At 70.1% G+C, this 18,421-nt stretch carries 19 protein-coding genes and 1 pseudogene; 5 read left to right on the forward strand and 15 right to left on the reverse strand.

Annotated elements, in window-relative coordinates:
- Positions 1 to 12: 12 nt before the first annotated feature.
- From B141_RS43700 to B141_RS0130535, 9 genes and pseudogenes are all read right to left on the reverse strand, one after another.
- Positions 13 to 511: pseudogene (locus tag B141_RS43700) on the reverse strand (O-acetyl-ADP-ribose deacetylase).
- Positions 512 to 553: 42 nt separating this feature from the next.
- Positions 554 to 1,021 (reverse strand): DUF6069 family protein, encoded by a 468-nt coding sequence (locus tag B141_RS0130500; protein ID WP_020578990.1) that lies wholly within the window; start codon positions 1,019 to 1,021, stop codon positions 554 to 556.
- Positions 1,022 to 1,147: 126 nt separating this feature from the next.
- Positions 1,148 to 1,849 (reverse strand): potassium channel family protein, encoded by a 702-nt coding sequence (locus B141_RS46405; RefSeq protein WP_084678622.1) that lies wholly within the window; start codon positions 1,847 to 1,849, stop codon positions 1,148 to 1,150.
- 118 nt (positions 1,850 to 1,967) lie between these two features.
- Positions 1,968 to 2,783, reverse strand: coding sequence for an alpha/beta fold hydrolase (locus B141_RS0130510; protein ID WP_020578992.1), 816 nt, complete (start codon positions 2,781 to 2,783; stop codon positions 1,968 to 1,970).
- 27 nt (positions 2,784 to 2,810) lie between these two features.
- Positions 2,811 to 3,149, reverse strand: a complete 339-nt coding sequence (locus B141_RS0130515; protein ID WP_020578993.1) for a DUF2516 family protein — start codon at positions 3,147 to 3,149, stop codon at positions 2,811 to 2,813.
- 196 nt (positions 3,150 to 3,345) lie between these two features.
- On the reverse strand, positions 3,346 to 3,879 hold the full coding sequence (locus B141_RS0130520) for a hypothetical protein (protein ID WP_020578994.1): 534 nt from the start codon (positions 3,877 to 3,879) through the stop codon (positions 3,346 to 3,348).
- A 2-nt stretch (positions 3,880 to 3,881) separates the two neighbouring features.
- Positions 3,882 to 4,310 (reverse strand): helix-turn-helix domain-containing protein, encoded by a 429-nt coding sequence (locus B141_RS0130525; protein WP_020578995.1) that lies wholly within the window; start codon positions 4,308 to 4,310, stop codon positions 3,882 to 3,884.
- Between the two features lie 147 nt (positions 4,311 to 4,457).
- Positions 4,458 to 5,486, reverse strand: coding sequence for an asparaginase (locus B141_RS0130530; RefSeq protein WP_063828684.1), 1,029 nt, complete (start codon positions 5,484 to 5,486; stop codon positions 4,458 to 4,460).
- Between the two features lie 20 nt (positions 5,487 to 5,506).
- Positions 5,507 to 6,331 carry a beta-keto acid cleavage family enzyme gene (locus B141_RS0130535; protein WP_020578997.1) on the reverse strand — a complete coding sequence of 275 codons (825 nt, stop codon included), beginning with the start codon at positions 6,329 to 6,331 and terminating at the stop codon, positions 5,507 to 5,509.
- Positions 6,332 to 6,366: 35 nt separating this feature from the next.
- On the opposite strand from B141_RS0130535, the gene dtd reads away from it, so the two are divergent.
- Both dtd and cysC read left to right on the forward strand, forming a co-directional pair.
- The gene (gene dtd / locus B141_RS0130540) at positions 6,367 to 6,792 is read left to right on the forward strand and encodes a D-aminoacyl-tRNA deacylase (RefSeq protein ID WP_026257695.1); all 426 of its coding nucleotides are present in this window, start codon (positions 6,367 to 6,369) and stop codon (positions 6,790 to 6,792) included.
- Positions 6,789 to 8,063, forward strand: a complete 1,275-nt coding sequence (cysC, locus tag B141_RS0130545; protein ID WP_237742850.1) for an adenylyl-sulfate kinase — start codon at positions 6,789 to 6,791, stop codon at positions 8,061 to 8,063. The genes dtd and cysC overlap by 4 nt, the downstream gene beginning before the upstream one ends.
- Here cysC and B141_RS0130550 read toward each other — a convergent pair.
- Both B141_RS0130550 and B141_RS0130555 read right to left on the reverse strand, forming a co-directional pair.
- Complete coding sequence (locus B141_RS0130550) at positions 8,038 to 9,306, reverse strand: Bcr/CflA family multidrug efflux MFS transporter (RefSeq protein ID WP_051114225.1); 1,269 nt, start codon at positions 9,304 to 9,306, stop codon at positions 8,038 to 8,040. The genes cysC and B141_RS0130550 overlap by 26 nt on opposite strands.
- Positions 9,307 to 9,335: 29 nt before the next feature.
- On the reverse strand, positions 9,336 to 10,676 hold the full coding sequence (locus B141_RS0130555; RefSeq protein ID WP_051114229.1) for a dipeptidase: 1,341 nt from the start codon (positions 10,674 to 10,676) through the stop codon (positions 9,336 to 9,338).
- Positions 10,677 to 10,813: 137 nt separating this feature from the next.
- Here B141_RS0130555 and B141_RS43710 point away from each other — a divergent pair, with 137 nt between their 5' ends.
- Positions 10,814 to 11,716, forward strand: a complete 903-nt coding sequence (locus B141_RS43710; RefSeq protein WP_020579002.1) for a sulfite exporter TauE/SafE family protein — start codon at positions 10,814 to 10,816, stop codon at positions 11,714 to 11,716.
- A gap of 55 nt (positions 11,717 to 11,771) precedes the next feature.
- Here B141_RS43710 and B141_RS43715 read toward each other — a convergent pair whose 3' ends face one another.
- Both B141_RS43715 and B141_RS49860 read right to left on the reverse strand, forming a co-directional pair.
- Entirely contained in the window at positions 11,772 to 12,362 is a 591-nt protein-coding gene (locus B141_RS43715; RefSeq protein ID WP_020579003.1) for a chloramphenicol phosphotransferase CPT family protein, read from the reverse strand.
- Positions 12,363 to 12,434: 72 nt separating this feature from the next.
- Complete coding sequence (locus B141_RS49860; protein WP_157181416.1) at positions 12,435 to 12,581, reverse strand: hypothetical protein; 147 nt, start codon at positions 12,579 to 12,581, stop codon at positions 12,435 to 12,437.
- 4 nt (positions 12,582 to 12,585) lie between these two features.
- Between B141_RS49860 and B141_RS0130570 the strand changes: the two genes are divergently transcribed.
- Positions 12,586 to 13,323 carry a formylglycine-generating enzyme family protein gene (locus B141_RS0130570; protein ID WP_020579004.1) on the forward strand — a complete coding sequence of 246 codons (738 nt, stop codon included), beginning with the start codon at positions 12,586 to 12,588 and terminating at the stop codon, positions 13,321 to 13,323.
- A gap of 16 nt (positions 13,324 to 13,339) precedes the next feature.
- On the opposite strand, the gene B141_RS0130575 is transcribed toward B141_RS0130570, so the two are convergent.
- Together B141_RS0130575 and B141_RS0130580 are read right to left on the reverse strand one after the other, a co-directional pair.
- Positions 13,340 to 15,502 (reverse strand): RecQ family ATP-dependent DNA helicase, encoded by a 2,163-nt coding sequence (locus B141_RS0130575; RefSeq protein WP_020579005.1) that lies wholly within the window; start codon positions 15,500 to 15,502, stop codon positions 13,340 to 13,342.
- A gap of 182 nt (positions 15,503 to 15,684) precedes the next feature.
- Positions 15,685 to 16,086 (reverse strand): sterol carrier family protein, encoded by a 402-nt coding sequence (locus B141_RS0130580; RefSeq protein WP_040422804.1) that lies wholly within the window; start codon positions 16,084 to 16,086, stop codon positions 15,685 to 15,687.
- 288 nt (positions 16,087 to 16,374) lie between these two features.
- Between B141_RS0130580 and B141_RS0130585 the strand changes: the two genes are divergently transcribed.
- Positions 16,375 to 17,964, forward strand: coding sequence for an alkaline phosphatase D family protein (locus tag B141_RS0130585; RefSeq protein ID WP_020579007.1), 1,590 nt, complete (start codon positions 16,375 to 16,377; stop codon positions 17,962 to 17,964).
- Positions 17,965 to 18,421: the final 457 nt, after the last annotated feature.

Genomic DNA, 18,421 nt, shown 5'->3' on the forward strand with positions numbered 1-18,421 from the left:
AATGTCGCCCGGTCATTCCCCGCTGTCCGACATCACCCTCCGGAACGCGTCGAAGACTTCCTGCGAGAAAAGGACAAACCTGGCCGCAACGATCTGGCTCGGCGTCCGCAGAACCGTGTCGACGGCGATCCGGGCCGCATCGTCGAGCGGCCACCCGAAGATGCCCGCCGAGACAGCCGGGAACGCCAGCGAGGTGGCGCCGAGTTCGTCAGCGACCGCGAGGGCGTTGCGGTAGCAGGCGGCCAGCAGGTCGGGGTCGCGTTGGCCGCCGTTCCAGTTGGGGCCGACCACGTGGATGACCCAGCGGGCCGGCAGCTCGCCCGCCACCGTCCAGCCGGCCGCACCCACGCTGAGGCCGTCGGGGTAGCGGCGTACGCAGTCGCGCAGGCCCGCCGGCCTGATGAATGGCGCCGTCGACGCCGGCGCCGCCGCGCATCCTCGCGTTCGCGGCGTTCACGATCGCGTCGACCCGCTGTGTGGTGATGTCGCCGCGGACGAGCGAGATGTCCATTCCGGCCCTCCGTACGCTTCCCGTCAATCGGGTGCGAACCAATCATGGTTCGGGGGTACGAAGGGAACTCCGGCCGACCCCGTTCAGCAGCGACAGAACCGCCAGCCCGACCACCAGGTTGATCACGCCGGTGACGACCTGGCTTGCCTGCGACGCCGACCGTAGGAAGGGCGCGACCGCGGCGGCGACGGTGGCAAGCACGACGATCCAGGAAAAGAACTGGAACGGCCGGGGCGTCGCCAGCAACAGCACGTGCAGTAGGCCGGTCGCCGCGAGTGCCGCGACCGCCGCGATCACGGCGTAGGCGAAGGTGCTGGAATCTCCGAGGTCGCTCGCCGTCCGCGGCGCGAGCACCGGGACGTTCAGGAACGCCCGGGAGACGAACACCCCGACCACTACCACCAGGGCCGCGACCAGGGCGGTGGCCAAGCCTCCCGACCACAGTCGCGCCGCGTCCACCTGAGGCGTCGCCGACTGCGTACGGGTGTCGTGGCGAATCGGATCACTCATGGCTTGCGCCGGGCCGTTCACGGCTCGTCCCTGAAGGCTTCATTCATTATCGAGCGGTCGCCCGCATGATCGGTACCCTCCGTGACGCCCGAGCCGGGACGTATTCACCGCAAGCTCCAGCCGCTGTCAACCTCGCCTTGCTCCTTGTCGGCGGGCCCGCCAACCGCCGACCACCGCGGCGACGATGGAGACGAGGTACAGCTGCCCGACGAGCGCCTCGAGTACAGCCAGCATGCGCGCCAGGTTGGTGCCCGGGATGATGTCGCCGTAGCCAACCGTCGCCATGGTGATCACGCTGAAGTAGAGGCAGTCGCCCGCGGTGGGCGGTTGGGCCGTACCCAGCAGGTACCCAGACACCAGCGCGCCACCGATCTGGTGCAACGACGCGAAGAACAACGCCAGCAGCAGGTAGATACACAAGACCCCAAGCACGGTGGCGAAGTCGACCCGCGCGACCCCCACCAGGAAGCGCACGATCAGCGCGGCCATCGCCGACACCAGCAGGATGGTCGCGCTGGCGGTGAGGATCGACAGGACGGTGGGACCAGCGAAGACCGTGGCCAACGCGGTGGCGACGATGGCCGCCGCGACGAGACCCACGACGACGAGCGCGGGACCGCGGCTGGTACGCCTGATCCCCAGCGACACGGCGAGGATCAACCCGAGCAGGAGGATCCGGGCCAGCGAACCCAGGACAACCCCGCCGATCCCGATGATCAGCGCGTACGTGACCAGCAGGCCGATCAGCAGTCCGAGGAAGATCCGCACCCGAACTCGTACGTCCGCGGGTATGTCCCTGGGCTTCGGCCTACCGCTGGCCTCCGCCATGAACCGCTGCCCCTCCGTACGAACCGGGCCGTACCGGTTGCCGCATCTGCTACCCGGTCGGCGGGGACGCCGAACCTCCACGGGGTACGCCGAACCTCCGCGGCGAGGGCGGCAACCTTTATGCGTTGAGAAAGGCGGCGAGCTGGTCGCGGAGGGCGTGCCGGTGCGCCCACAGGAGGCCGCCGGGTGGGAACACCGCGAGGGTGGCGTTCGGCAGGAGAGCGGCAAGCTCGCGGGCGATACCGGCCGGATGGACGTCGTCGTCCTCCTGCCCGATGACGAGCACCGGCACTTCGACGTGGGCAAGCGGGCGGCGGTCACTGACGGGCGGTTGGTCGGCGAACGCGCGCAGGACGGGCGCGATCGGCAGATCCACCAGGTCACGCGCCCGCCGGTCCGCCCAGGCCAGGACGTCGGGGTTCGTCCGTGCCAGCCGAGGCTGCAGCCCAAGGAGCTCCGCCGCCAGCGCCGCCAGGTCGCGCCTCTCGACCAGGTCGGCCGCAGCCAGGTACCGGCGTACGACGTGGTCGGGGCGCGGTGCGTCCAGGCTGGCCGGGAGAACGATCACGACCCGGTCGAACCGCTGCGGATTGTGCGTAAGTAGGCGAAGGAGGGCACCCGCCCCCAGGGACACGCCAACGCCACGGGTCGCCCCGGTGCCGTCGGCGACCTGCCGGAGTTCGGCCGCGAGATCGTCGTACGTCCAGGCGTCCGTACGGTCGGAGGTCCGATCCGCAGCCGACCCTCCGGGCGACCGGCTGATGGGCGAGGAGCCGTGGCCGCGAAAGTGGAAGAAGGCGCGAGTGCCCCGCACTCCGCTCCCGAACGGCCTGGTCTCGGCGATCGATCCGGCCAGCCCGTGGGCGAACACGGTGGTGGGCTCGCCGGAGCCGGTCAGGAGGAGATCGAAACCGCGGTCAGGCGGTCGCGCCATTGCAAGCTTGGGTCATTGCTGGACCAATCACCACGGACCGTAGGGCCCGTCCGCACGGCCCTGGCCGCCACCACGACCGCCAACCTCCCGCACCGCCGGGCGCACGCCCACGACGTAGACCGCGGCCGCGATGGTGCCCGCGATGTTGAGAAAGTTCAGCGGTGAGGAGAACGTCGGGATCAGATGGATCAGCATGGCAAGTCCGACCAGGAGGAGCCAAAGAGGCTTGGTCTGCTTGTCGGCCGCTGGGAACGCGTCCTTTGGACGCATGACGGCATCACCCAACGCGAAAGCCTTGAGCACCAACAGAGCCAGCCAGATCGCTAGCGTGAGATAGAAGATCACCGGAGACGCGGACGCGAACACACCCCGAGAGTAGCGGGGATTTCGGCACCGTGCCGCCAACGGTCCGTCGCGGGCCATCTGGGATCACGGCCCGCGATCACCGCGGTATGACGGCAGTGGGTGTCCTTTCCACACTTTTGCGAGGCGGAAAGGACACCCTGTCTGCTGTCTGACGCGGCGTGGCCGGGCGCCCGGCGACCCCGGCGGTGCGGCGCATTCAGATGCTGGACGAGGGCGACTGCGCCGGCATGGAGCTCGACTTCTTGGCGGTGCTGCGAGTGGACTTGCGGGCACGCGTCGTCGGCGAGGTGGCCTTCTTGGTCGTGGCGCGCTTGCGAGTCGTGGACTTCGCCCGCGACGTCGACGGGCGCTGGATCTGCCGGCCGTTCTGCTTGCTACGCATACGGACCACCGCGCGCTCGCCGCGCTGGGCGAGGACGTCGTAGGTGTCGCCAGCCTGGATCAGCGCGGCCTGGAAAGCGGCCTGAGCCCGGTCGGAAATGCCCTTGGCCTGATCCATGATGTCGGTCGACGCGGTGCGCAGTGCGGTCGCGAGGGCGTCAGCACCTTCCTCGAGACGCCCCTGAACCCGATCGGAGACCTTGGCGGGGTCGGTGGCTTCGAGCTCTGAGAATTTCTGCGATGCGATCTTTGACAGAGCACGGATCTTTTCGACGGCCAGGTCGCCAGCGCCGGCGATCGCGTAGAGCGGTGTGGCTTCGCTAGAAGGCTTGCGGGTGGTACGGGGCATGGTTAGTCCTCCTGACGGGCGCGTCGTGCGGCCCGGTTCCGGGTCGTGCTCTCGCGTAGCGGCTCACTGATCTCTTCCTCGTGAGCCTCCCGACGAAACGAGGAATAGATATCGAGCAGTACCCGCTTTTGGCGTACTGACAGAGCAGGGTCGGCGCGGATTGCCATCTCCACCGAGCGGTCCTCCTGCCCTTCCTCTTCGGACGGATCGAGTAGTCCGGCCCGAACGTAAAGCACCTCCGCCGAAACCCGCAGTGCCTTGGCGAGTTGTTGAAGCACCTCGGCGGATGGTTTGCGGACGCCTCGCTCGATCTGACTGAGATACGGATTGGAGACGCCAGCAAGATCGGCGAGCTGCCGGAGGGAGAGCTCGGCATTTCGCCGCTGCTCCCGTAGGTAGTCGCCGAGAGTGCTTATTGACCGAACCTTCATGGACCTTATTGTGCTTGCAAAAGTTAGCACATGCAAGCTGGCAGCAAGTGGCGTTCCGGGAATGTTGGACTGCTCCCGCGCCGACGCACGAAGTTTCGGCTCGACCGCAGTGTGGTTCCGGCCCCGCGCGGGCTTACCCCCACCCCGTCAGATGCCGACGCTGCGGATCTCGCCCACGACGGTGCCACCACCACGGATGTCAGTGGTGAGCTGTGTCTCGATGACGGAACTCGTCACACCCAGTCGACGAAGCGCCGCGGCCATCACGACAGGGCGGGCCCGCTGGCCACCGTCGTCGATTTTCAAAGCCGCTGTGCGACCGTCGGGCAGGGCCGCCGCGTAACACGCCTCGGCCCCGCTCTTACAGAACAACCCCGGCACCGAGCCGATCAGCATCGCCTCGTCACGAGTGGAGCCACTGGTCCAGGTCGGGTTGGTCCGGATCGCCGTCACGACCCGCGCCTCGGGTGAGCCCTCGGGAGCGAGCGCCATCGCCCGGAAGGACCTGGCCAGACCAGTGAGGCTCAGCGCGAAGAGCGGGGCGCCGCAGCCGTCCACACCGGTGTGCGCGACCTTCTCGCCGGCAAGCTCCTCGACCGTCTCCCGGATCCTCACCTGCAGCGGATGCGCGGGATCGAGGTAGGTCTCGACCGGCCAACCCGCGCTCACACAGGTCGCGAGCATGCCGGAGTGCTTGCCCGAGCAGTTCATGGCGATCCGGGACGGCCGCTCGCCGGCCTGGATCAGGGCACGCTTCGCGCGTTCGTCGATCGGCCAACTCCGCGGGCACATCAGAGCCGACTCGTCCAGGCCGGCGCCCGCGAGGATCCGGCGTACCCCCTCGAGGTGGAACTCCTCGCCGGAGTGGCTGGCGGAGGTGAGGGCGAGCAGCTCGCCGTCGAGACCGAGCCCGGAGCGCACCATGCCGGCGGCCTGCATCGGTTTGTTCGCCGACCGCGGATAGAACGGCGCTGTCACGTCTCCGAGCGCGAACGCCACCGAACCGTCGGCGTTGAGTAGGACGACCGAGCCGCGGTGCCGGCACTCGACGAAACCGGACCGCACCACCTCGGCAATGACCGGAAGGTCGGACGCCGCACCCGACTCAGGTGACGCGGTCACCTTTGGTGACACGGTCGTCTCGGGTGACGGGGGTGACGCGGGTGACTCAGCCATCTCAGACACGGTCAGCAAGACTATCTGGGTTTGATGTTGAGGAGTTCCCGTCCGTCATCCGGCGACATCACCGGCCGCTGCGCCAACTCCGCGAGCCGAGCCGCCCGCTCGACCAGCTCGACGTTGTGCCGGACCGGACGTCCGCGGCTCAGGGTCAGCGTGTCCTCCATCCCCACGCGAAGGTGGCCGCCACAGCTGAGTGCCGCCATCGCCACCGGCAGTGTCGTACGCCCGATGCCCGTCGCCGACCAGGAGGTCACGGCGCCCGGCAACGCCTGGACCGCCGCCACGAGGGTCGCGGTGGTGCCCGGCATGCCGCCAGGAACCCCCATCACCAGGTCGCAGTGAACCCGCCCGCCGTACGGCAGGCCGTACGTGTCGAGCAGCCGGTGCAGCGCGGCCACGTGCCCGAGGTCGAACAGCTCGAACTCCGGCACGATGTGGAGTTCCTGCGTCAACTCGTAGAGCTCCACCACGAACGGCCAGGGGTTCGCGAACACCTCGTCCCCGAAGTTGACCGTGCCCATGGTGAGCGAGCACGAGTCAGGCTCGGCGTCGAGCACCCGCAGTCGATCCTCGAACGAATCCGTCACCGCGCCGCCCGTCGACAGCTGCACGATCAGGTTCGTCTCTGCCCGCAGCGCCGCGACTGTCGCTCGTAGCCGGCCGAGGTCGAGGGTTGGCCGGTGTTCGTGGTCGCGGACATGGACGTGGATCATCGCCGCGCCGGCCGCCTCGCATCGGCGGGCCGTCTCGAGAAGTTCCGACAGGGTTGTCGGCAATGTCGGGCAGGCATCCTTGGTGGTCTCCGCACCCGTCGGTGCCACCGTGATCAGGGTCGCCATGTCTCGCATCCTCGCAGAGCCGGGAGAATGGCCGCATGCGTTCGGTCGTCCAGCGAGTCTCCCAAGCTAGCGTGACCGTCGACGGCGAGATCGTCGGCGCGATCGACAAGCCCGGTCTCCTCGTCCTGGTGGGCGCGACCCACTCCGACACCCCGGCCCGGGCCGAGAAGCTCGCCGCCAAGATCTGGGGCCTGCGGATCCTCGCCGACGAGCGGTCGTGTGCGGATGTGGGGGCGCCGTTGCTCGTGGTCAGCCAGTTCACGTTGTACGCCGACACCCGCAAGGGCCGCCGGCCATCCTGGTCGGAGGCCGCTCCGGGTGAGGTGGCCGAACCCCTGGTCGAGCATTTCTGCGCCACGCTCCGCCAGCTCGGCGCCACCGTCGAGACGGGAAAGTTCGGTGCCCACATGGAGGTCGCGCTCGTCAACGACGGGCCGGTCACCCTGATCCTGGAGGCGTGAGCGCGCCCATGACCCCTGCCACGCCCGCCGCCGCACCAAGCTGGGCACCGTCGCCACGGGAGTACGACGACCTCGCGCTGGCCCTCGACGGCATCCTCCCCGAGGTCACGGTCACCGCACCTGCCGAGTTCACCGCGTCGACGGTCGAGGCGGTCGAGCTAATCGAGGCGGTCGACCTCACCGATCCCGAGGGCACGCCGGTGGCCAGGCTCACCGTCACCCACCGCCGCGAGAGCGAGCCGGGTCGCTGGGACCTCACCGGACCCGTCACCGCGCTGCGCCCGCGCGAGGACGGCGTCTTCCGCCACCTCCACCTGACGCCCGCCGAGGTCAGGGCACAGCTCGACGGTGTGAAGGTCGCCGCCGTTCCCCTCGACGCCCCGCTCGACGCCGCGGCGCTGGACCGGCTCGCCGAGGCGACCGCGGGGTACGCCGCCACCGTGTTGTTGCCGTTGGTGGGGGTCGGCTCGCCCCGGCTGGTCTCGGCGCACGCCCTGGTCCGCGCCACGACGGCGGCCGCCCAGCTGCTGCCCGGTGACCCGCTCGTCGTACCCGTCTCGCTGGCCCGCCGCGGCCGGCCCGAGGACGACGCGCTACTGCGTACCCAGGTCGCCGCGGCCTACGGCGACCCGATCGAGGTGGCCCACGCGGGCGCCGAGCCGAGCTCCGGGACAGCCGCGTACCCCGAGCTGATCGCGGCGATCGTCCGCGCCGAGCACCCGGCACCGCATGCCCGCGGCCTGGTGGTGTTCTTCACCGGCCTGTCCGGATCGGGCAAGTCGACCCTCGCCCGCCGGCTGCGTGACCTGCTCCTCGAACGCGGCGACCGTACCCTCACGCTGCTCGACGGTGACGTCGTACGCCGGATGCTGTCGGCCGGGCTCGGCTTCTCCAAGCCCGACCGGGAGGCCAACATCCGCCGGATCGGCTTCGTCGCCGCCGAGGTGGCTCGGCACGGCGGGCTCGCGATCTGCGCACCCATCGCGCCGTACGCCGCGACCCGGGCCGAGGTCCGCCGGATGGTGGAGGAGGCCGGCGGGGCGTTCGTCCTCATCCACGTCGCGACCCCGCTCGCAGAGTGTGAACGCCGGGACCGCAAGGGGCTCTACGCCCTTGCCCGGGCCGGCCAGATCGCGGAGTTCACGGGCATCTCAGATCCGTACGAGGAGCCGGCCGACGCCGACCTCACCCTCGACACCTCGGGCCGGGCCGTTGACGACGTGGCAGCGGAGGTGCTCGACCTGCTCACCGGGCGCGGCTGGCTCCGGTGAGCGCGAGCCGCGCCACCAACCCGATCGCCGCGCACGCCAGGACCACCACCGCCATCGGCACCGCCGAACGCACCTCTGACACCGTCACCAGCGGACCCACCGCGGCGCCAATCGCGAACTGCAGCGTCCCCATCAGCGCCGACGCCGTACCAGCCGCCTCCGGGTGGTAGGACAACCCCAGCGCGACGGCGTTCGGGCCCACCATGCCGAAGCTCGCGACCGCGACGAACAACGGGACGAGGACTCCGGCCACCCCGCCGATCCCCGTCACCGCGCCCGCGACCAGCAGGCCCGCGCCGGTGAGCGCGCTCACCTGTCCGACGCCGAGGAGGGTGTGCGGGTCGATCCGGTGGACCAGGCGGCCGTTGGTCTGCGAGAAGATCATCAGCCCGACGCCGTTGACGCCGAAGAGGATGCCGAAGATCTGCGGGCTGATCCCGAACACCTCCTGGTAGACGAACGGCGACCCCGAGATGTACGCGAACATCGAGGCGAAGCCGAATCCCCCGGCCAACGCGTACCCCATGAACGCGCGGTCGCGGGCCAGCCGGAGGTAGGTACGCAGGGCATCGGCGGCTCCGCCCTGGCGGCGGCGCTCGACTGGCAGGCTGTCGCGGAATCCGGCGTACACCGCCACGAAGAGCGCCACCCCGAACACCGCGAGCGCCCCGAACAACACCCGCCAGCCACCGAGCCGCAGCAGCTGCCCGCCGACCACCGGCGCCAGGATCGGCGCCAGCCCGGTCACCAACAGCAGCATCGAGAACAGCCGGGCGATCTCCCGCCCGGACACCAGGTCGCGCACGATCGCCCGGGCGATGACGATGCCGGCCGCGCCCGCGAACGCCTGCAGCAGGCGGGCGGCGATGAGCACTCCGACGGACTGCGCGAACGCGCAGACAATCGAGGCGCCGACGTACGCCGCCAAGCCGACCAGGAGGGGGCGCCGCCGCCCGACCGCGTCTGAGACCGGCCCGCTCACCGCCTGCCCGACCGCGAGGCCGACGAGGGCGGCCGACAGCGTGAGCTGGAGCAGGGAGTTGTTCGTCTGCAGATCCTGCGTCATCCGCGGCAACGCCGGCAGGTAGAGGTCGATGGTCATCGGCCCCAGGGCAGTGAGCGCGCCTAGAAGGACCACGAGACGAGCGGAAATCCGGCGCGGCGTCGATGGTTGGGTCGCCGCGGGCCGGCCGCTTGGTGAGGGACCGGTCGGCGACGGCTCGGCAGGGGAAGGACGGCTCATAGACGAGGACTCCAAGCCGGTGCGGCGCCCTAGTGGTCGGCCGCGAGCTTGCTGAGCAGGAGCGCCTCGGCGACGCAGGCCCGCTCGAACTCGCCCAGGTGCAGGCTCTCGTCGGCGCCATGCGCGCGCGAGTCGGGATCACCCGCGCCGGTCACGAGGATCGCCGCATCGGGGAACGCCGCCGCGAACTCCGCGATGAACGGGATCGTCCCGCCGATTCCCATATCGACCGACTCGCGACCCCAGGCCTCGCCGAACGCCTCCCGTGCCGCGGTGTACGCCGGACCTTCGGCCGTCGCGGCGTACGGCTGCCCGGCGTCGCCCTCGCGTACCTCGACCTGGACACCCCACGGTGCGTGCGAGCGGAGGTGCTCAGCCAACGCGGTGAGGGCACGGTTGGCGTCGTCACCGGGCGCCAGCCGCACACTGACCTTGGCGCGGGCGACCGGGATGAGGGTGTTGGAGGCGTCGGCGACCCGTGGAGCGTCGATGGCCAGCACAGACGCGGACGGCTTGGCCCAGACGCGCTCGGCGACGCTGCCCGTACCCAGGAGTTGGACGCCGTCGAGGATGCCGGCCTCCTGCCGGAACCGTTCCTCGGGGTAGTCGACCTCCGGCGCCGGTGCCGTGACCAGGCCCTTGATCGCGACGTTCCCCTCGTCGTCGTGCAGCGTCGCGAGGAGCCGGCAGAGTGCCGTGAGCGCGTCGGGTACAGCGCCGCCGTAGACGCCGGAGTGCACACCGTGGTCGAGAACCCGCACCTCCACCTCGCAGTCGGCCAGGCCACGCAGGGTGGTGGTGAGTGCGGGAACACCGACGTCGAAGTTCGCGGAGTCCGCAAGGACGATGACGTCGGCGGCCAGCTTGTCGCGGTGGGCCGCGAGGAACGCCGACAGCGTCGGTGAGCCGATCTCCTCCTCGCCCTCCACGAAGACCGTCACGCCGACTGGTGGCCGTCCGGCGTACGCCCGGATCACGGCCAGGTGCATCGCGATACCGGCCTTGTCGTCGGCGGATCCGCGGCCATACAGGCGTTCGCCGCGCTCGGTGGGCTCGAACGGCGGACTGGTCCACAGAGCCGGATCACCTGTCGGCTGGACGTCGTGGTGGGCGTACAGAAGGGCCGTCGGCTGACCCTCCGGCGCGGGGAAGCGCGCCAGGACTCCCGGCCGTCCACCCTCGACCCGCAGGATCTCGACCTCGGCGCCTTCGACCCGGAAGAGCGCGGCGGTCGCCTCGGCCGAGCGCTCGACCTCACCGGCAGCGGCCGGGTCGGCGCTCACCGACGGGATGCGGATCAACGCGTCGAGGTCCTTGCGGACATCTGGAAGGACGCGGCGTACAGCGTCAGGAACCTCGGGACCGGTCATGAACCCGCAGCGTACGCCCATCCCCGGCGACACTGACCCGTCTCCTCATGTGGACAACGGATACGCATCGCGGACACACGACCTCTAGGGTGTTCCCTACTGTTTTCATAGGAGATATCGGAGGGGTGGGGGCCGAAATGCGCAAGCTTGTCCTCTTGGCGTTGGTCGGGCTCGGTGCCCAACTCGTCGACGGCAGCCTCGGTATGGCCTACGGCGTCACCTCGACGACGCTTCTCCTCGCGACCGGCGCCGCACCCGCCGCCGCCTCGGCCACCGTCCATCTGGCAGAAATCGGCACGACGCTGGCATCTGGTGCGGCGCACTGGAGGTTCGGGAACGTCGACTGGAAGGTCGTCGGCCGGATCGCCCTCCCGGGCGCGATCGGATCGTTCGCGGGTGCGACCTTCCTGAGCTCCCTCTCGACCGACTCTGCGAAGCCGGTGATGTCGGGGATCCTGCTCGCGCTCGGCGTCTACCTGCTGGTCCGGTTCACCGCCTGGGGCACGCCGCGGGGCCAGCTGGGTAAGCCGGTACGCCGGCGGTTCCTGGCTCCGCTCGGTATTTTCGCCGGCTTCGTCGACTCCACCGGCGGCGGTGGCTGGGGTCCGGTGGCCACACCCGCGCTGCTCGCGAGCGGCCGGATGGAGCCCCGCAAGGTGGTTGGCTCGGTCGACACCAGCGAGTTCGTGGTCGCACTGTCCGCGAGCATCGGCTTCCTCATCGGCCTCGGCCGCGAAGGGATTCCGTTCGCCGCCGTGGCTGCCCTGCTGATCGGCGGTCTCATCGCCGCACCGATCGCCGCCTGGCTGGTCCGCTACATTCCCGGACGCATTCTGGGTTCCCTCGTCGGTGGAGTGATCGTGCTGACCAACGTCCGCACCATCCTCAACACCGACTGGGTGGGCGCCCCGCTCAGCGTCCGCGCGACGTCGTACATCCTCATCGCGGTCATCTGGGTGGGCGCGGTCGCGTGGTCAGTGCGGGCTTACCGCGCCGAGCAGACCACCGCCGCCGAGGAAACCGCCGCGGTGCCCGCGTAACCGCTCACCTCATCGGCACGGCTCAACGACTGTCCAGGAACCACCGCCGAGCGGTTCAGAGCAGGGGGCCGGGGTCGGGTACGAGCCGGGGTCGCCACTCTTTCGTTCGCATGCGGGCGAACGCGGGCTCGCCCACTCCCCGCTCGAGCCATGCCGTGACAATCTGGCTCACGCACGCGTCCAGGTCATCGCGGGCGGTGTCGACCTCGACGTCATAGAGCGCGAGCTGATGGGTGAGGCCGATCTGCTTCCTGGCCAAGCCCACCGAGCGATCCCCTCGCTGGCGTTCGCGTTCTTCGAGGACGTCCAGGGGGCAGTGCACACCGACCGCGACCACGTCCGTTTCCTTGAACGCATCGACGAAGCTCAGGAGGCTGCCGGGGCTCCACGCGGCGGTGTCCACGATGACGCGATTGCCAGCGGCTGCCATGGTCGCGGCACACCGCGCGAAGCCGTCGTAGAGGCGCGCGCCGTACGTCAGGAAGTCTGGGCGGTCGTAAACGTGACCAGGTAACAGGTCAAAGAACGTGTCCTCCGCGAAGTGCAGGAACACGTGATCGGTCAGTCGCGTCTGGAGCGCCCGCGCAAGGGTGGTTTTGCCACTGCTGGACGTGCCGTTGAGGAAGATCACCGGAGCCGGCTCCACGACCGGCCAGCCTAGTGCGTCTCCCTTAGATCAGGCTCGGTCAGCGCCCGAGCATGATCGACGGGACCCGTCCTAGGGCTTCTGGCGTACCCGTGGCCCGCCGATGGACCGATGGTGGAGCGGATGGATCCGCTGGCAGCGTTGGGCGAGCGCGCGGAGCGGCCGGGCGGCACCACCGAGTCGCCGGGCACGCACCGCCGATCCCGCGAGAGGAACCACCGAGTTGACCCTGCCAGACGTACTCGCCCAGATCGAGGACGACCTCATCGAAATCCCCGCCGGCCAGACCGTGGTCGGCTCCACTCCCGAGATCGTACGAGCGGAAATCGCCGCCCCGGACCTCAGTGGAGTCCATCCGGCCTGGCTGCGTAAGGAGATACCGCGCCACGTGGTGTCTCTGGAAGCGTTCCGGATCGGCCGGGTTCCGCTGACCATCGCGCAGGTCAGGGCACTCGCGACGGAGACGGGCATCGCACCTTCGCTCGACGGCGGTCCGGACGACCCCGCCACGGTGGGGGTCGAGCAGACCTTCGCGCTCTGCGCGGCGCTGTCGGATCTGACCGGCCGGCCGTTCCGGCTTCCGACCGAGGACGAGTGGGTCCGCGCCGCGCGAGGCGACGACGAGCGCACCTATCCCTGGGGTGATGAGTGGGAGGAGGGGCGGGCCAACATGGGGAAGGCGAGCGTGGGCAGCACCTGCCCGGTTGGTTCGTTCCCCTCCGGGCGCAGCGCCTTCGGGCTCCTGGACCTGGCCGGGAACGCCGACGAGCTCACCGGCACCTTCTATGCGCCGTACGAAGGCGCGCCGGAGGACGTGCCGGAACGCGAGACCTGGGCGTCCTCGCCGTACATCACCAAGGGCGGCGGCTACATGCACGTCCGTGACCTCGCCCGCTGTGACCGCCGGCACGGCATCTACGCCGAGGGGGAACCCCTCGCCATCCGGCTGGTGGTCGGCTAGGCCGTCGCCGCGGCGGTCAGGCGGCAAGGGCGAGGGCGAACGGCAGGACCTCGCCGGCGCCGGCGAGCCGGAGCTCGCGGGCGGCGACGGTGAGCGTCCACCGCGAGTCGACCAGATCGTCCACCAGCAGGACCGGCGGGGCGTCCCCGATCTCGGCGGTGAGCTTCGCGAGCCCGTCGCGTAGCTCACCGGAGACGCCGAGGCGACCCCAAACACCGGCCAGCCGGAACGCGCTGTTGCCGCCCGGCTCACCCGTGGGCCCACCGTCGACCGGGGTGACGGCACCGAGCAGCGGGAGCCGGCCGATCGTCGCCAGTCCCTCGGCTACTGAGCGGACCAGCGCCGGGCGGCGGCGCGACGCGACCGCGACGATGCCGACTGGACGCTGCTCCCATCCCCAGGTGCGGAGCGCGTCCACGCAGGCCGCAAGCACCGACTCCGGAACCGGCGCGTCCTCCGCGCCAGGCGCCAGGAGACCGCGCAGCCGCTGGCCCCAGCCAAGGTCGGTGAGCCGAGCGACCGCACGGCCGGTGCTGGCGCGTTCGCTGGCATCGATCCGCCCGCGCGCCGGCACGCCGAGGCGGTCCATGCCGCTCGGCCACATCGCTCGCGGCTCGATCTCGACACCGACCTGGGCGAGCCGACCGGCAGCGGTGTCCTGGGCAACGGCAGGCACCTCGGTGGGATACCAGGACCCGGCACAGCGGTCGCAGCGGCCACAGTCGGTGGCAGTCGGATCATCCAGGGCCCGCTGCAGGAACGCCATCCGGCATCCCTCGCCGGTCTGGAAGTCGAGCATGGCGCGCGCTTCGGCCGCCCTCGTCTCGCTGACCCGGGCATAGCGCTCCGCGTCGTAGGTCCAGGGACGACCGGTCGCCTCCCAGCCACCGGACACCCGGCGTACCGCACCTTCGACGTCGAGCACCTTGAGCAGCAGCTCGAGCCGGGTCCGGCGGACGTCGACGATCGCCTCCAAGGCTGCCGTCGACAGTGGCCGGGCGCTGTCCGCGAGCGCGGCGAGAACGGCGTCCGCCTGCTCCTGCTGGGGCATCGCGGCGGTCGCGAAGTAGCGCCAGATGTCGACGTCCTCCACCCCTGGCAGGAGGAGTACGTCGGCCCGCTCGGTGGCACGGCCGGCCCGGCCGACCTGCTGGTAGTAGGCGATCGGCGACGACGGCGCACCGAGGTGGACGATGAAGCCGAGATCAGGCTTGTCGAACCCCATGCCGAGCGCCGAGGTCGCGATCAGCGCCTTGACCTCGTTACGGCGCAGGGCCTCCTCGGCGTCCCGGCGATCGGCGTCGTCGGTGCGGCCGGTGTAGGCCCGGACGGCGTACCCGGCGTCGCGGAGCATCGCGGCGACATCCTCCGCGCCGGACACGGTAAGGGAGTAGACGATGCCGCTGCCCGGCAGCATGTGGAGGTGGGCGATCAGCCAGGCCAGCCGCTGCTGGGGGGTGGGCAGGCGGAGAACGCCGAGTCGCAGGCTGTCGCGAGCGAGTGGACCGCGCAGGGTCAGGACGTCACCGCCGCCGAGCTGCTCGGCGACATCGGCGACCACCCGTGCGTTGGCCGTCGCGGTGGTGCCGAGCACCGGCGTGTCGGCTGGCAGCTCGGCGAGCAGATCCCGGATCCGGCGGTAGTCAGGGCGGAAGTCGTGCCCCCAGTCGGACACGCAGTGTGCCTCGTCGACGACGAGCAGCCCGGTCGTCGCCGCCAGCTCGGGCAGCTGCTCGGACCGGAAGCGGGGGTTGTTGAGGCGTTCGGGGCTGACGAGGAGGACGTCGACCTCATCGGCGGCCAGGGCCTTGGTGATGTCGGCCCACTCGTCGGCATTCGCGGAGTTGATCGTCAGCCCTCGGATGCCGGCCCGGGAAGCGGCCGCCACCTGGTCGCGCATTAGGGCGAGCAGGGGCGAGACGATCAGCGTCGGGCCTGCTCCCTGGGCGCGCCGCAGGGCGGTGGCCACGAAGTAGACAGCCGACTTGCCCCAGCCGGTGCGCTGGACGACCAAAGCACGCCGACGTCGCGCGACCAGCGCCTCGATCGCCTCCCACTGGCCATCCCGGAACTCCGCGTCCTCGCGTCCGACCAGCCGGCGCAGGAGTCGGTCGGCCGTGGCACGGAGCTCATCGGTGCCGTGCGGGCCGGTTGGGTCTGGGGTAGGTGTGCGTTCCATCGTGGCCACGACGCTAGCGGACGGCTCGGACAATGCCCGACAGGCGAGCGCGGCGCCCCTGGATGAGGGCATAGAAAAGCCCTCGCGTCGGGGGGTGTCGCGAGGGCTTCTCCAGATGGCTTCGGACCACCGGCGATACGACGGGGGTCCCGGCCCGCTGGTTCCGCCTCGGTTCAACTTTCTCAATTCTTTTTTTCGGGGCCCTCTGCCGGCCCCAGCGGGAGGTACTCCGAGAGGTCGGTGCGCTCCCCGCTGGCGATGACGGAACCCGCGTCACGGGCGGCGGCCCAGGTCAGCCGCCCGGCGCTGAGGAGCACCCAGGTCACCGGGTCGGTCTCGACCACACCAGGCGGTGTGCCTCGGGTGTGGCGCGGTCCGGGCACGCACTGGATCGCGGCGTACGGCGGCACTCGCACCTCAACGGAGCGCCCAGGCGCCCGCGTGGCCAGCAGGGCCAGGTAGTGCCGGACGAGCAGGCGCAGGTCGCCGGCCTCCGGAGCGGCGCGCTCGTCAACGGCGGCGAGGACGCGTTCCAGTGCCTGGGACACGGCGACGGGATCGGCGGGGCGTAGTCGGGAAGGCACCCGCGTGAGCTTAATCGGCGGCTGGTCGCGGTATCTGTCTCTCTGCCGGCCCGAGACGCCGACCGGCTTCGCGCCGCTCGGCCCAGTCTGCTCGCGGCGCGTGCTGTCCGCCACACCCGAAACGCTCCCGTCGAGCGGGACGAAGAAGAGATCAGGACTGGCAAGGACTGGCGGAGAGCGTTCACCGACGGCCCGACCACGCGCCACCTACGAGCCTGATGACGTTCGGTCGCCGCGGTGACGCTCTGAGTGTCTTCTGCCTCACCCCGACCGTTTCTTGGAGCAGGCATGACACCGCTGTCCCGTCGCCGGCTGCTGACCGTCGGCAGCCTGTCCGCCGGTGCCCTTCTTACTGGTTCGGTCCCGCCGATCAGCTTCGCCGACGCGACTTTCGGGACGACCGACCCTGCTCGTACCACCTCTCGGGTCAGTCGCGGCCTGCCGGCCGACGTGTTCCAACTCGGGGTCGCGTCCGGCGAACCCTGGCCGGACTCGGTCGTACTGTGGACGCGGCTCGCACCCGATCCACTGCACGGAGGCGGGCTCCGCGGCATCGACGCGGTGCCGGTGGAGTGGGAGATCGCCCGCGACCAGGCGTTCCGTTTTGTCGAACGACGTGGAACGGCGTACGCCCATCCGCGCGAGGGCCACAGCGTGCACGTCGAGCCCCAGGGTCTGCGGCCTGGCCGGGAGTACTACTACCGCTTCCGCGCCGGAACGCAGATCTCCCCGGTCGGGCGAACGCGGACCGCCCCCGCACGCCACGCGCAGCCACACCGGATGCGGTTCGCGTTCGCGTCCTGCCAGAACTACCAGCACGGGTACTTCGTGGCGTACCGCGACCTCGTCGAGCAGGATGTGGAGTTCCTGGCGTTCCTCGGCGACTACATCTATGAGTCCGCGCCGCATCCGCGCGCCGTACGCCGGCATGAGGGCACCGGCGAGCCGGTCACCCTCGCCGAATACCGCAATCGGTACGCCCGCTACAAGACCGATCCCGACCTGCGGGCCGCGCACGCGCACTGCCCCTGGATCGTCACCTTCGACGACCACGAGGTCGACAACGACTGGGCGGGCGGCGTTCCCCAGGACCCCGGCAAGCAGTCGCCCGCGGCGTTCGCCGCCCGCCGGGCCGCGGCGTACCAGGCGTGGTACGAACACATGCCCGTACGCCGGATCGCCAAGCCGCAGGGCACCCGGATCCAGGCGTACCGCCGACTCCGGTGGGGCGACCTCGCCCGGATCCACGTACTCGACACCCGGCAGTACCGCACCGACCAGGCACGAGACCCGCGACAGTTCGACGATCCTTCGCGCACAATGACCGGTCCCGCGCAGGAACGCTGGCTCGTCGACGGCCTCACCTCTGGCGGCCAGCGCTGGAACCTGCTCGCCAACCAGGTACCCCTCGTCCGCACGGATCGAAAGGCCGGGCCCGAGGAGGTGCTGTGGGCGGATCCGTGGGACGGCTACCGGGCACAACGCCGCCGGCTACTGCGGGTGCTCGGATCGGATCCGGTTTCCAACCCGGTGGTCCTGACCGGCGACCGGCATTTCACCATGGCGTGCGACCTCACCAGCGACTTCGACGACCCCGGCGCGCGGGCGGTCGGCGCCGAGATCGTCGGGACGTCGATCACGTCCGAGGGCGACCAGGACCAGGCAGCGTGGCATCGCCGCTGGGATCAGGTGATCGCGGAGTCGCCGTACTGGAAGTACGGCGATGGCCGGCGCGGCTACGTCGTGTGTGACGTCGATCGGGAGCGGGCGCTCGCGACCCTGCGGGTGGCGAGCAACGTCGGCACGCCCGATGGCCGGATGTCGACCGCGCGGCAGTTCGTCATCGAGTCAGGACGCCGCGGCCTCGAAGCCGTCTGATCGTTGGCGCCGCGCCCCATGGGCACCCCTGTACGCTGCGAGCCGCCTTCGGAGTAAGGCTTCGTATGGTCAAGGTCGCAGCTGATTGCCGGGCGCCTCCATAGCATCCAGGTGCAGCGTTGATTGAGTGACTGCACAAACTCCGCCGGGAGACCGCGTAAGAACCGTTTCGACATTGGGTGCAGGCTCAACAGTTGCCCGGTGACCGGCTCAGAAGACCGTTCCGCCTCATCTTTTTTGAAGCATGGCGGGCAGTGCGCCAATATCTGTGTGTCACCACCAACTTCGGGCCGAGAAGCATGTCAACAAACCCGAGCGGGAGCGGCGAGATCCGCACATCATCGCCGCCACTCATGCGTTCGCGTTTAGTCGAACGCGAAAATGATGCGCAACCGGCGACGGCCATCGGAACGCCTTGTTTGCAAGGAGATTGCGGTCACTCAGAAACTCTGAATGA

Origin of the sequence: Actinopolymorpha alba DSM 45243, assembly GCF_000373925.1 — a bacterium.
GTDB lineage: Bacteria > Actinomycetota > Actinomycetes > Propionibacteriales > Actinopolymorphaceae > Actinopolymorpha > Actinopolymorpha alba.